11 protein-coding genes are annotated in these 13,933 nt (G+C 43.6%); 3 read left to right on the plus strand and 8 right to left on the minus strand.

Features of this window, described 5'->3' with window-relative positions; all coding sequences use genetic code 11:
* Nucleotides 1-17: 17 nt before the first annotated feature.
* Complete coding sequence (locus ACUNWA_RS14235) at nucleotides 18-3,677, plus strand: sensor histidine kinase (protein WP_445592594.1); 3,660 nt, start codon at nucleotides 18-20, stop codon at nucleotides 3,675-3,677.
* A gap of 62 nt (nucleotides 3,678-3,739) precedes the next feature.
* On the opposite strand, the gene ACUNWA_RS14240 is transcribed toward ACUNWA_RS14235, so the two are convergent.
* From ACUNWA_RS14240 to ACUNWA_RS14270, 7 genes are all read right to left on the minus strand, one after another.
* Nucleotides 3,740-4,351: a YiiX/YebB-like N1pC/P60 family cysteine hydrolase gene (locus ACUNWA_RS14240; RefSeq protein WP_445592595.1), complete on the minus strand. Its 612-nt coding sequence runs from the start codon at nucleotides 4,349-4,351 to the stop codon at nucleotides 3,740-3,742.
* Nucleotides 4,352-4,395: 44 nt separating this feature from the next.
* Complete coding sequence (arfB, locus tag ACUNWA_RS14245; RefSeq protein WP_445592596.1) at nucleotides 4,396-4,812, minus strand: alternative ribosome rescue aminoacyl-tRNA hydrolase ArfB; 417 nt, start codon at nucleotides 4,810-4,812, stop codon at nucleotides 4,396-4,398.
* A gap of 61 nt (nucleotides 4,813-4,873) precedes the next feature.
* The gene (locus tag ACUNWA_RS14250; protein ID WP_445592597.1) at nucleotides 4,874-5,746 is read right to left on the minus strand and encodes a rhomboid family intramembrane serine protease; all 873 of its coding nucleotides are present in this window, start codon (nucleotides 5,744-5,746) and stop codon (nucleotides 4,874-4,876) included.
* A gap of 9 nt (nucleotides 5,747-5,755) precedes the next feature.
* Nucleotides 5,756-6,496: a rhomboid family intramembrane serine protease gene (locus tag ACUNWA_RS14255; protein WP_445592598.1), complete on the minus strand. Its 741-nt coding sequence runs from the start codon at nucleotides 6,494-6,496 to the stop codon at nucleotides 5,756-5,758.
* Between the two features lie 82 nt (nucleotides 6,497-6,578).
* A complete protein-coding gene (mutL, locus tag ACUNWA_RS14260) occupies nucleotides 6,579-8,447 on the minus strand; it encodes a DNA mismatch repair endonuclease MutL (protein ID WP_445592599.1) in 1,869 nt (622 codons plus the stop codon).
* 9 nt (nucleotides 8,448-8,456) lie between these two features.
* On the minus strand, nucleotides 8,457-8,753 hold the full coding sequence (locus ACUNWA_RS14265; RefSeq protein WP_445592600.1) for a hypothetical protein: 297 nt from the start codon (nucleotides 8,751-8,753) through the stop codon (nucleotides 8,457-8,459).
* 113 nt (nucleotides 8,754-8,866) lie between these two features.
* Nucleotides 8,867-9,664: an ion transporter gene (locus ACUNWA_RS14270; protein WP_445592601.1), complete on the minus strand. Its 798-nt coding sequence runs from the start codon at nucleotides 9,662-9,664 to the stop codon at nucleotides 8,867-8,869.
* A gap of 123 nt (nucleotides 9,665-9,787) precedes the next feature.
* Between ACUNWA_RS14270 and ACUNWA_RS14275 the strand changes: the two genes are divergently transcribed.
* Nucleotides 9,788-11,326 carry a YifB family Mg chelatase-like AAA ATPase gene (locus ACUNWA_RS14275; protein ID WP_445592602.1) on the plus strand — a complete coding sequence of 513 codons (1,539 nt, stop codon included), beginning with the start codon at nucleotides 9,788-9,790 and terminating at the stop codon, nucleotides 11,324-11,326.
* A gap of 29 nt (nucleotides 11,327-11,355) precedes the next feature.
* Here the strand turns inward: ACUNWA_RS14275 and ACUNWA_RS14280 are convergent, their stop codons facing one another.
* Complete coding sequence (locus ACUNWA_RS14280; protein ID WP_445592603.1) at nucleotides 11,356-12,021, minus strand: hypothetical protein; 666 nt, start codon at nucleotides 12,019-12,021, stop codon at nucleotides 11,356-11,358.
* Nucleotides 12,022-12,356: 335 nt separating this feature from the next.
* Here ACUNWA_RS14280 and ACUNWA_RS14285 point away from each other — a divergent pair, with 335 nt between their 5' ends.
* Nucleotides 12,357-13,853, plus strand: coding sequence for an aldo/keto reductase (locus tag ACUNWA_RS14285; RefSeq protein ID WP_445592604.1), 1,497 nt, complete (start codon nucleotides 12,357-12,359; stop codon nucleotides 13,851-13,853).
* Nucleotides 13,854-13,933: the final 80 nt, after the last annotated feature.

Raw genomic sequence — 13,933 nt, forward strand, 5'->3', positions numbered from 1 at the left:
TGATCTTAACCCGGCGTATGGACAACATCAAAAAATACGGTTTCCTGATCCTTTCCTTGTCGTTATTTGTTTTTGCTTTTTTGCTTGAGCACCATACGTTGAAACACCGGCCGGAAGTAGGCTTGGTGGAGGCGTTCGAAGAGCAGTTACTGCTGCAGAAACAAGCGTTAAACGTTCAGCTGGATGAGATTGAGCAAGCGATGACTCAGGCTGATTTTGATGGGAATTTTGCGTCTTCGTTTTCTGCTTATTCAAAGATGTATCGCGATCAGGGTTTGGGCTTTGTGGTGTTGGATGGCAATGAAATTATTTACTGGTCGCATAATCATTTTGCCTTTACCAGTCGGTTTTCTGGGAAGATGGCAGCCCAGGAGTTGTTAGCTTTGCCCAATGGAACTTATTTTGGGCTTAATCGGCAGGTTGATTCGCTGAACCTGATTGGCTTAATTCATGTTAAGGATATTTATAGTATTGAGAATCAATTTATTCGAAATGAATTTGTTGATCCTTTTGTTTTGCCTGAAGGCTTTGTCATTCAGCGCGAGAAATCGGCTTATAACCTTTCGGTTCGCGATGATGAGGGCAACTATTTATTTTCAATCTTACCCACTGGTAAATTTAAATGTACGAAAGCTCAGCTTTATGGTCCTGCCGCTCTTTTTATTGTTGCCTTTTTAATCTTGCTGGTTTTTGTTCGTCAGCGGGTTAAGCATTACCGGCACGAAAACTTTTTGATGCGGGTCACTATTTTGGGACTTTCGCTCTTGGGCTTTTACTGGTTTCATGTGCTGTTTCACTTGCCTCAGCTGGCTTATGCTTTTGAGCTGTTTGGACCATCGCTTTACGCGTATTCTTTTTGGTTGCCTTCGTTGGGTGATTTGTTGCTGCTGGCAGTTTTATTCTTTTTCTGGAGCATGAACTTTGTGAAAGATTTTACCTATTCCCAAGGAGCGAGGCAGCAGGAAATGTTTTCGGCTTATGTGTTTAGTTTGTTGGTTTATTTATTTGCCAATTACCTCATCGGGAACCTGATTCGGAACAGTAGTATTTCTTTTCAGCTGAATCGCATTGATGACATTAATTTTTACAGTGTGGTGGGCTTTATCATCATCGCACTGCTTTTCTTTTCGGCTTTTCTGATCAATTTAAAAGTTGTTGAATCGAGTGAGCGCTACCTTCCCCGGAAACGATTTTTACAAGTGCATTTGATTCTGAGCGTAGCTGTTGTTGGGTTGGCCATTTCATTAAAGGATAGTTACCTGTATATGGTATGCCTGTTTTTGCTGACTAATTTTTCGGTGTTTGCGCTTAAGAACACCCAGTTTAAGCGGCATTCCTTGTCGTATATTATTTACTTTGTTTCGCTTTTTGCCTTCTTTTCCCTCATCAATATCCAGTATTATAACCAGCTTCGGACTGTTGAAAGTCAAAAGCTAATGACCGTGACGCTAAATTCGGAGCATGATCCGGCAGCTGAAATTTTTCTGACCGATATTCAGCGGGAACTAAGTGTTGATTCTGTTATTCCGTATTTGCTATCTACAACTTACCAGGAACTGGAGAGCTATCTGGAACGACAGTATTTTGGAGGCTACTTCCGGAAATATGATCTGGACATCATCTTATGTAGCGGTTCCGATAGTTTGTTAGTTGAGCCGGATAACCGTTGGGTGCCTTGTTTTCCGTTTTTTGAGGATATGATTAATGAATCGGGCACGCAAATTCCGGGAACCAATTTTTACTTCATGGATAACCTGAACGGCCGAATCTCTTATATGGGGCGTATTTTTTATCCGCTGTCAGCTGATTCGTTGGGGACCTCCGTCTTTTTCGAATTGAACTCGCGTTTGTTGCCCGAGGGATCTGGCTTTCCCGAATTGTTGTTGGATCAATCGATGGCTAAGCCCAAGCGCTATCAACATTTTTCGTATGCCAAGTATTTCGACAAAGAGTTGGTTACCTTGAATGGAGACTATCAATACAATTACTACATTGATTCGTACAATATTCAGAATGACAGTTCAGAATTTGCATTAGAAAAATGGGATGGCTATGACCATTTGATTCACGATCTGGGAAATGATAACTACATTATTGTCAGTAGTAAGTCTTTCGGCTTGAAGGACTACCTGATATCGTTTCCTTATCTTTTTGTTTTCTACTTCGTTTTCATTCTTCTGATTGTTTTTGGTGGAAATTCGCAGTACCGGAAGAAAGCCATGTTTTATGATTTGAAGTTTAAAATACAGGCGTCCATTATTGCGGTGGTGTTAAGCTCGCTCTTTTTTGTTGCTGCTGGCACCATTTATTATAATATTCAGGAGTACGAAAACCGACATCAGGATGATTTGAATGAAAAAATGAAATCTATTGCCGAAGAAGTGAAAATGCGGATGAATGATGTGAATGAACTATCGCCTGATTTGATTGACTGGCTTTGGAGTGAACTTAACAAGCTGTCTATCGTTTTTCGGACGGATATCAATATTTTTGGGCTCGATGGCCAGTTGATTGCCTCTTCACGGCCCGAAATTTTTCTGCGGGGGATTATTTCGAATCGAATCAATACCGAAGCCTATTATGAGTTGATTGAAAACTACCAGGTGACTTATTCTCAGCCTGAACAGATTGGAGAGTTGTCTTACTTATCGGTTTATGAACCAATCATCAACGATATGGGCGATTACCTGGGCTTTATCAATTTGCCCTATTTTACGCGGGGCGATGAGCTGAAACAAGAGATTTCCACTTTTATCGTGGCTTTCATCAACTTATATGTGTTTTTATTTTTGGCGAGTGTTATTGTTGCGGTACTATTGGCTAATCAGATAACCAGGCCCTTAAGTATCGTTCGGGAGAGATTGAAAGGAATTCAGCTGGTTAAGAAAAATGAGCAAATCAGTTATCAGCGCGATGATGAAATTGGCGCCTTGATTAAAGAATATAACCGGAAGGTAGAGGAGTTGGCGGAAAGTGCTGATTTGCTAGCTCGCACCGAGCGAGAGTTGGCATGGCGAGAGATGGCAAAACAGGTGGCTCACGAAATTAAAAATCCACTGACGCCCATGAAGCTCAATATTCAATACCTGCAGCGTGCTAAAAATGAAAAGGCGGATCATTTCGACGAGTTTTTTAATCGGGTGACCCGAGCATTAATTGAGCAAATTGATACGTTGTCAGAGATTGCGACTGAGTTTTCCAATTTTGCTAAAATACCTAAAGCACGAAACGAGGTGTTTAATATTGCTGATCAGTTAACCCGGGTGGCTGAACTGTTTGAATCAAGTACGCACATGGAATTATCGGTCGATTTGAACGGACAGGAGGAATTGCTGGTTAATGCGGATCATGAGCAAATTTCGCGGGCCTTGGTCAATCTGATTAAAAATGCTATTCAATCCATTCCGCCCAGTCGTAGCGGAAAAGTGCAGGTCGTGTTGACGGAGAAGGACGGATTTGCCCAAATTGCCGTACAGGATAATGGAACGGGTATTCAGGAAGATATTCGTCAGCAAATGTTTCAGCCAAACTTTACAACCAAGAGCAGTGGCATGGGACTGGGACTGGCAATTGTGAAGAAGATTATTGAAAACGCACGTGGATGCATCTGGTTTGAAACTGAACTGGACAAAGGCACAACGTTTTATGTCGAGCTTCCTGTCTATTCCGAAAATTGAAAACGAGAACCGCTGAATGAACCTTGCGCACAAGGTTTGTAATGCACCAATGAGGATTTTGCCTATTCCAAGAATCCCAGACGCTCCAGCTTTTCCGATGCTGCCATTCCATTGGGGTTGCAGCCGGGTAGACCCTCCGGAATTTCCATCTGAAGCTTTTCGTAATGCTTTTGCCACGTCGGGCTGAATGCTCCTGTTTTTGGATCTTTAAAAGTCATCGGGTTTAGTTCGAAAAGAGAATCATTCTCAAAAGCAAGGTAAATAAATTCGGAGCAATAATGACTGGTGTCTGACAGGACATAGCTAAAGTTATAGGGTTTCCCCAGTAAGGCTTTTGCTTTTTCCTCCGCTTGCGGAATGGTTTTCCGAAATTCTTTTTTCAATCTGTAAACAGTAACCTGGACCGAATCGCCGTCGGGATGTGAAAATTGAGCCAGTGAAACCCGACAGGTGCCTCCCATAGGGCTGGCATGCAGTACTTCAATCGAATTGTTTTCGAGGATGGCCAAGCCAACATGCGAAAAGTGCGTTTCCTTGCGGTTTTGAGTAACCTGATCAATGGCTTGCGATAAACCGCCCGAAACAGACTCGCGAAAAAGCAGATCACCGGTTCGAAGTTCCAGTGGGTTTATATGCTGCGCATTTAAGCTCGAACTAAGTATTAGGAGAACCATGACCAGTTGATGTTTTAGCTGTTTGAAATTCATGTGCTGGGGTATTACAGATCAATTTTACCTCGTCTCTTTTTCTTTTCTCCCATTTGTTTTTTTGATGTTATCCGCTTTTCTACCGAGCTACGTGTCGGTCGGGTTGGCCTCCTTTTCTTGACGGGACGCAATGCTTTTTCAAGGAGAGCATATAATTTTTCAATCGTAATGTCCTTATTCCGAATTTGCGAACGTTCTTTCTGGCTGACTACAATCAGATCGCCATCGGAAGTAAGTTTGTTCGCTAGTTTTTGTTGAAGTATTTCTTTTTGCCGATCACTAAGCTGCTGCGAGGCAGAAATGTTGAAACGCAATTCGACACGCGAATCAACTTTATTCACATGCTGCCCTCCCGGACCGCTGCTACGCGAAGTTCGAAACGAAAATTCGCTGCTTAAGTCGGGAATATGAACGGATGGTTTGTCCATGACTTGTGATTGAAAAATGATATTGGCTTTGAGCCAAGACCAAGATGCCCTAACTAAGGGATTATTTCCCCATTTTGAAGAGCAGTTCTTTTTCTTCCTTGGTTAGGGAATCATAGCCCGATTTACTGATCTTTTCCAAAACCCGGTTAATTTCTTTTTGTTTTAGATTTCGCTGGCGGTTGTATTCCAAATCATCGGTCGCCGATTTTTTGTAGGTGACCTTAATCTTTGGTCGAGGCTTAAAAAGTTTTTCGCCTTTAGCAATCAGGTCGGAAAGTCCTTTTGTCAGATCTTTATTTTTGCGGTACTGCAAGACAAAGATCATCCCCATAAAAGCGCCGCCCAAGTGCGCGAGGTTCCCTCCTGAGTTAGACGAAGCAATGCCGATAACATACATGGCCAAAGATACTAAGGCAATATATTTCATGCGGATTGGCCCAATGAACAGCAGGTTGATAGTGTGATTAGGTGCCCACATCGCTACCGCAATAACGATAGCTATAACCGAGGCTGAGGCTCCTAGCAGTTGCGAGAAAACAACCACTTCGGTAAAGGCGGGAAATAGGTTGTATGCAGCCAGAAAGAAGATTCCTCCGGCGAGTCCGCCCAGCAGGTAAATACCAAGCAACTGTTTTTCATTAAAATAGAACAGAAATATTTTGCCAAGCCAATACAGCCATAGAATGTTAAAGAGGATGTGGAAAAAGTCGAAGTGTAAAAACATGTAGGTGACCAGCGTCCAGGGTTTGTAGGCCAGCTGATGGATGTCTGCAGGCAAGGCCAGCCAGTTCAACACGGAGAAATTCTGATCAAGCAAAAAGAAAAACACGTTGAGAATGCGAATAAAGAGGAAAACGCCCAGATTCACATAGATCAACCGGGTGAGGATTGAGCCTTTTTTAAAAGATTCCTTTATTTCGTCAATAATACTCATATGGCTTAATTAATAGAAATTTCGACTGTTTTTGTTCCAGTAACGAATTAGTAGGTAGCCAAAAAGCATCCCTCCCAAATGAGCAAAGTGAGCAACATTACTTCCCGGACGCGCCAGCCCCAGATACAACTCAATCACCCCATAGCCGATAACAAAGTATTTTGCTTTGATGGGAATAGGCGGAAATAGTAGCATCAATTGGGTGTTTGGGAAAAGCATTCCAAAGCCGAGCAGTACACCAAATACGGCACCTGACGCTCCTACTGTCGGAATATTAAGTAGCAAGTTGAGTTTGCCCTTCAGGGGGTCGGTGTAGTTTTTTCCCTGCATTAAGATGTCGGCGCCGTTTTGCATGACCAGGTCAATTTGTTCGGGCGACATCTTTGAAATGACCGATTGATATTCAATAAAGTTGACGAAAGTGTGCAATACAGCAGCTCCTAATCCGGTGGCGAAATAGTAAATGAAAAAACGCTTCGGTCCCCAAACACTTTCCAGCACGCGTCCAAACATCCACAGAGCAAACATGTTGAACAGAAGGTGAGTGAAGCCACCATGCATAAACATGTGGCTGACAATTTGGTAAGGTTCGAATTTGGGTGAAGCAATATAATGAAGGCCAAGAATCCGCGTTAAATCAATGTTTTGCATGCTCATGATGTAAGTTGCCACGAGCATCAGCACATTAATTATAATCAGGTTTTTGACGACCGGTGGAATTGAGCTGAAAGAGGGTCTGAAATTTTGCATAGTTGAAAATTTAGATGCGGGCTACAAGAGCCAGGCCAAAAATGGATTTCAATACAAAGTAAACAATTCTATAGACAATTTGTCACTTCAAAAGTTTTTCAAAATGTTCAATGGGCATAATTGTTAACACTTGCTTTCCCGTGGGGGAATAGTTTGGTGTTGAGCAGGCAAATAGCTGGTCAATCAGTTGGTTGATCTCCTCTTGCTTCATAACATAGCCGTAGGTTATGGATGATGCTCGTGCCAGTGATGCGGCAATTTTTTCACGCGCTTTTTCCTGCAAATTGGTTGATGAACTTTTGATGTCCTCCAATAAGCTTTCGATAATGGCTTCCGGCGACGAGTTGTCAAGCATTCCCGGCGTACCATTAATGATAAAGCTGTTGTTGCCAAAGCCACTGATGTCAAACCCAAGGGCTCTCAAATCGTCTAAAACCGAATGAAGTAATTGTGCATCTGCCGCATTCAGGTCAAACGTGTGCGGGAACAATTGTTTTTGACTGATAATCTGATTGCTGTTAATCACACTCATGAAGTTCTCAAAGAGAATCCGTTCGTGGGCTCGTTTCTGGTCAATGACCATTAATCCGGATTTGACAGGAGTTAGAATGTATTTGCCTTTAAACTGAAAAAAAGTTTTACCAGAGTATGATTCCTCGTGTTGAATTTCATTAGGGCTTTGCTCTAGCTCTTCTGGAAACAGGTCTTCTTGTTCTTCCGGTAGTTGATCTTCGTGTTCTTTTTTATTAAAATCCTGATACAGTTTTTCCCAGTATTGAGCTTTTGAGGTTTTCTTTGGCTGCTGGGTAAAAGGATTGGTACCGGTAAATACTACGTCAGTTTCAAAGGGATTGTACGTTGGATCGACCTGGATTTCCGGAGGACGAACTTCATCGGCGTTTTTGGGCGCTACCGGAATGTCAAAACTGCCTGCCTGATCAAAGTCAATGGAAGGCACAACATTGTGTTTTCCCAATGATTCACGAACAGTGGCTTTAATCATCTGCCAAATGGCCGATTCATCTTCAAATTTAATCTCGGTCTTGGTCGGATGAATATTGATGTCGATATTTTCGGGCTTCACCTCAAAAAATAAAAAATAGGAGGGGATGCTATCGGGTGGTAGTATTTTCTCATACGCTTGTACCACTGCCTTGTGAAAAAACGGATGACGCATAAATCGCTTATTCACAAAAAAGAACTGCTCGCCAAAGGTTTTTCGGGCATGCTTAGGTTGACCAATATATCCGGTAATTTTCACCAAGCTGGTGTCGGTATTTACCGGAATTAGTTTTTGGATGCTGTGCTTTCCAAACAGAGCCACAATTCGTTTGCGAATATTGTCTTGTCCCAGCTCGTAAACCGGTTGCTGGTTGTTTATCATGGAGAAGGCAATATCTGGATTGGCCAGTGCTACCCGCTGAATTTCGTGGATGATGTGTTTTAGCTCGGCGGCATTCGACTTTAAAAACTTACGACGGGCCGGCACATTGAAAAAAAGATTTTTGACCAGAAAGTTTGTCCCGCTGGGGCAGTTAGTGGCTTCCTGTTTCAATACTTGCGATCCGTTAATGTGGATCATTGTTCCGAGCTCCTGATCGTGCTGCTTGGTGTGTAGCTCCACATCGGCAATGGCAGCAATGGAGGCCAGCGCTTCACCACGAAAACCCATGGTTCGGATGGCGAATAAATCTTTGGCAGCCTTTATTTTTGAGGTCGCATGACGTTCAAAAGCCATGCGCGCATCGGTATCCGACATGCCACAGCCGTTATCACTGATTTGGATGAGTGTACGTCCGGCATCTTTCAAATTGATTTGAATATGAGTGGATCCGGCGTCAATGGCATTCTCCACTAACTCTTTAACTACCGATGCAGGTCGTTGAATAACTTCTCCTGCAGCAATTTGATTGGCAACGGAATCGGGAAGTAATTGGATAATATCTGGCACAGACGAAATTTAAAATTTGAATAACAGGTATGCAGCAAGCGAAATAATTACAATCAACAAAAGCAAGCGGGTGTTGGATCGACGTCGCTCTCCCGAAGCCGTTTTGGATGAATGATTCATGGCCCGACGAAACTGTCCGCGAATATTGGGACGATAGTCACTGTCAGTTCCTTTTTTTTCATGAATCCCCAGTTCTTTTTTAATCCGGTCTTCACGGTCTTGCATTTCCTCTTTTTCGGGATTGTAATACCGAAAGGGCATGCTGAAACGACGATGTTTGGGTGAATGAAAAAAGCTCCCGATCATGATATTAATTTATTGATTGACTTGCAAAAATACAAAAATCAAGCCAGATGATGAAGAGCAGAAGGCAAAAAGTAAGAAATGACCTAAGATCAAAAAGTTGAAATATTAGTGGCTCAATTCAGCTGTCTGCCACATTTTTTACAAAAAGCGGCATCGTTTTCATGCTGATCGTGCAGACAGCGAGGGCATACCTGTGTATTTGACTTAGTCGATGATCGGACCATTTCTGCCGTGACAATCCCGGTGGGAACTGCAATAATGGCATAGCCCGCAATCATCAGTACACTAGCCAGCATTTGACCGACCGGGGTTTGTGGGGAGATGTCGCCATAACCTACAGTGGTCATTGTAACAATGGTCCAGTAAATGCTCGTTGGTATACTGGTGAACCCATTTTCGGGGCCTTCAATCAAATACATTAAGGTGCCCACAATAAGAATCACATTGATCACAAAAAACAGGAATACGAATATTTTTTCCCGGCTGGACTGCAAGGCCAATTTCAGGTTATTGCCGGCAACGGTGTAGCGGTTAAGTTTTAGAATCCGGAAAATGCGTAGCAGGCGGATAGCCCGGATGACCACCAAGCTCTGGCTGCCAACAAAAATTAAAGTAAGGTAGGAAGGCAAGACAGATAAAAAATCGATGATTCCGTAAAAGCTGAAAATATATTTCGATGGCCGCTGAACAACCAGGATGCGCAGGATGTATTCAGCTGTAAAAAGAATGGTGATGCACCATTCCAAAAGGCGTAATAGCTCACGGTAATTTGCATTGATAGAGGGAACACTTTCCAATATCACCAGCGCGATGCTTAATAGGATGACAACAAGCAATGCGACATCAAAGAGTTTTCCTTTTGGCGTGTCGGCTTCGAAAATGATTTCATATAGTTTTTGCTTCCGTGACATGCGTTTGTTAGCTTGATTAAGCTACGAAGATAGGTAAATTGAGAGATAGGAAGAAAACTTGGATTTGATACTTACTCCTTGTAAATTTATATTTTGTATAGAGATTTTCTAAAAACCACTTCTATGATGATCAAAACTTTTGCGGCTGCAGTTCATGGAATTGATGCCACCACCATAACTGTTGAGACCGATGTTTCGCAGGGAATCAAGTTTTTTCTGGTTGGTTTACCTGATAGTGCGGTTAAAGAAAGTCAGCAACGTATTGAGTCAGCTTTACGGCTGAATGACTTTAAGTGGCCGCGAAAGAAGATTGTCATCAACATGGCTCCGGCTGATATTCGCAAGGAAGGTTCGGCTTATGATCTGCCGCTGGCCATCGCTGTTTTGGCCGCTTCGGAACAGCTGGCCCCCGAAAAACTGGAGCACTACTTGCTGATGGGTGAGCTTTCGTTGGATGGAACGCTGCAACCTATTCGGGGGGCTTTGCCCATAGCGATTAAAGCGCGCGAAGAAGGCTTTGATGGATTTATTCTACCTCGTGAAAATGCACGCGAGGCAGCGGTGGTCGATCAATTAAAGGTTTATGGCGTGGAGAACCTCTCGCAAGTGGTTGATTTCTTCAACGACCGGGTGGAGCTGGAACAAACCATCGTCAATACCCGTGATGAATTTTACAAGAAACTGAATCATACCGATCTGAATTTTTCAGATGTAAAGGGACAGGAAAATGTAAAACGGGCGCTGGAGATATCTGCTGCTGGCGGACATAATGTCATCATGATTGGGCCACCGGGAGCAGGGAAAACCATGCTGGCTAAACGCATTCCAACCATCTTGCCGCCTTTTTCCTTGCATGAGGCTTTGGAAACCACGAAGATCCATTCGGTCGTGGGGAAGATAGACCGAGACACTTCGCTGATGACCGAACGCCCATTTCGTAGTCCGCATCATACAATTTCCGATGTTGCCTTGGTCGGCGGGGGCACTTATCCCCAACCCGGCGAAATAAGCTTGGCACACAATGGGGTGCTTTTTTTGGATGAATTGCCTGAATTTAAGCGTACAGTGCTTGAAGTCATGCGACAACCGCTGGAAGATCGAAAGATTACTATTTCGCGTGCTAAGTTTTCGGTGGAATATCCGGCCAGCTTGATGTTGGTCGCCTCTATGAATCCGTGTCCCTGTGGATATTACAATCATCCCACCAAGGAGTGTGTTTGTGCTCCGGGAATGGTTCCCAAGTATTTGAATAAAATATCAGGCCCGTTGCTTGATCGTATTGATATTCATTTGGAAGTGGTGCCGGTTCCGTTTAAGAAATTGTCGGAGTTGGACGAGACGGAAGATAGCCAAGCTATTCGTGAACGGGTGATTCATGCCCGGGAGATTCAGTCCAATCGCTACAGTAAGGTGGAGGGGGTGTTTTGCAATGCCCAAATGTCGTCGCGCCAAATTCGCGACTATGTAGAGTTGGATGAGGCCAGCAACGTTTTGCTGAAAAATGCGATGGAGAAATTGGGCTTGTCGGCCCGTGCTTACGATCGTATTTTGCGTGTGGCACGCACCATTGCCGACCTGGAAGCTTCCGATCAGGTCGAATCTCTGCACATTTCTGAAGCTATCCAGTACCGAAGTTTGGATCGGGAGAATTGGGGATCTTGATGTACGCTAAATTGGGTGATAAATACTTTTCAATAAATCGAATAACCGGACATGAGTGTTGAAAGCTGTTGCGGTTTGTAGTAAATCTTCCGTTTGTATTTTTTGTATTTCTCCGAAACGTTTGATTCGTTCAACACATAGGCAGAAAATTCTTTCACCTGATGTCCCAGTCCGTGGGCAATGGTTATTTCATCTACTTTATGCTCCAGCTTTCTGCGGAAGGGGTGAAACAAGTAGCCTAGTCCGGTGAGTACGACGCCCATGGTCGTTTTGTTCTCATAGTCAGCAATATGTGCCAACTCGTGCCCGATAACTCCAATTTGAGCGTTGTAGGGCACATCGCTCAGCAGGAGACCTTGTTCTTTTTTTACTTGGGTGTCGATGTAGATTTTGTATTGTCTATTCTCTTTTTTGCGGAAAATGAAATCAATCGAAGGTCGGGAGGCCATGGTTGTTTTAATGTCTTTCCGCACAAATTCGATGGCTACTCCTTTCAATTCAGGATAATGGCTCATGGCAATTTGCGCTTGCTCCTGGTAAGTCGCATCCAGCTTTTTGTGTACATACGATTCGGCATACAGTTCAGCACGGCGGATGTTCGCGGAATCAGAGAAAAATTGCGGGATGGGGTCGGGTAAAAAAGCCCAGGAATGAGCGAGAAATAAACTAAAAATCAGGGTCAACAAATACTTCATGGGGGCGAAACTAAAAAATATTTGTTGCTATTCCAAATGAGGGAGGGTGTCGTATTTGGTTGATTGTAAGTGTTTATGTTGGCTGCGGCCCGGCGCGTAGTCTCGTGATTGAAATCATCAGAAGCATGAATCCAAAGGAGTCCGGACTAAAGGCACGCATCTTTAAATGGAGCTGAATCTGTAATTAATGAGATGCTTAAGTAAAATGTGAAAAATAGATTCTTCAATTCCTGTCTTTGTCGCTTTTAGTGAAACTATGACCCCCCGGGTAACTCTTCAGGCCATTCGCGATTGTTGATTTTTCGGAGTATATTTAACGGTAAAACAAGCATAACATGAAACAGGACGAACCTTACAAACTCAATCGACGGAATTTTATTCGCTTGTCGGCAGCGACTACGGCCGGCGCAACTTTTCTCCCTCTTGACAACTTTGCTTTGGATAAACTTCCTGCTCCAATGAAACGTAAATTTGGCAAGATCGATTTCGACGTGACCACGCTTGGGTTAGGTGGTCAGGCTTCGTTGCAATGGACTCCAGATGATGTTGATCCGGTGCCTATCATCTTGAAAGCTTTTCGGATGGGAGTCAATTATTATGATACCTCCAACCTTTATGGGCCTAGTCAAGCCAATTTTGGGAAAGCTTTTCGCCAATTGCATTTGATTCCCGGAGAAGCCAATTACGATGAGAGCCGACGGAAATCCATATTTCTGACAACAAAGACGCACATTCGATGGGGGAACAACACGTTTCCTGCAGATACCAAGACTCTCCGAAATTGGACGAATGGTGATCATGGGATGGGTGCTGTTGGCGATTTGAAACGTTCACTCTCTCAGTTGTTTGGCGATGGTAAAGGCAGTTATCCCGAAGGGGCATATGTGGATATGGTTTTAGCGCATAATCTCAATTTCATGGAGGAGGTGGATGTGCTTTTCAAAGGGTTGGAAACACCCTTGGATCCTAAGGGGGATTTTGGAGCTTTTGTCGCTTTGCGTGATTATCGCGACGGAACGAACCTGACCGGACTGAATCCGAAGCACGAAAAGTTGGTGAAACATATTGGGTTTTCAGGTCATTATAGTGCTCCGGTGATGATGGAGATGATTCAGCGTGACCATTTTAATCTGTTGGATGCTATGCTGATTGCCATTAATGTGAACGACCGACGTATGTTTAATATGCAATACAACGCCATTCCCTTGGCCCAGGCAAAAAATATGGGCATTATTGCGATGAAAGTTTTTGCTGACGGAGCGATGTACGATAAAGAAGCTAAATGGTCGAATGTCCCGGCAGATGTGGTTCGCAGGGTGGGAACCAAGGCTATTCCCAGCCGGCCATTGGTTGAATATGCTTTGACTACGCCAGGCGTGCATACGGCCATTATTGGCATCGGTCAGATTCACGACGATCCGATGCAATGCCAATTGATACAGAACTATTATGCGGCGCAGATAGGCCCGAATGAGTTGGCTGAAGCTGAACGTCGGAAATATGAAGAGCTGGGCTTGAAGGCAAAAGATGGAAAAACTAATTATTTTCAGATTGAAAAACATCCGTTGAGTGCTCCCAATGATGTCGATTTGGCATGGAAAGATACAGCAGTCGAGCTGTCGTGGCGGATGGCATTTGCCGGCGATGAGCCGCTTAGTCATTACGAAGTGTTGAGAAATGGGCAAAAAGTGACTGACTTGCCACATCGGCTTCTGCTCACAAAGGAAAAGATGGTTTATCAGGATTCGAATCCACAGAAGGGAGATGAATTTCAGGTGGTTGCTGTAGATCGAATTGGCCGAAAAGCTGCTTCAAATGAGCTAAAGGCATGAAAATTGATTAAATGCATTGAAAAGCCTGCTTGTTTGTTTTGTGATGACTGGCAGGCTTTTTTATTTTGACTAAATTGCGG

This window comes from Sunxiuqinia sp. sy24 (assembly GCF_052677165.1).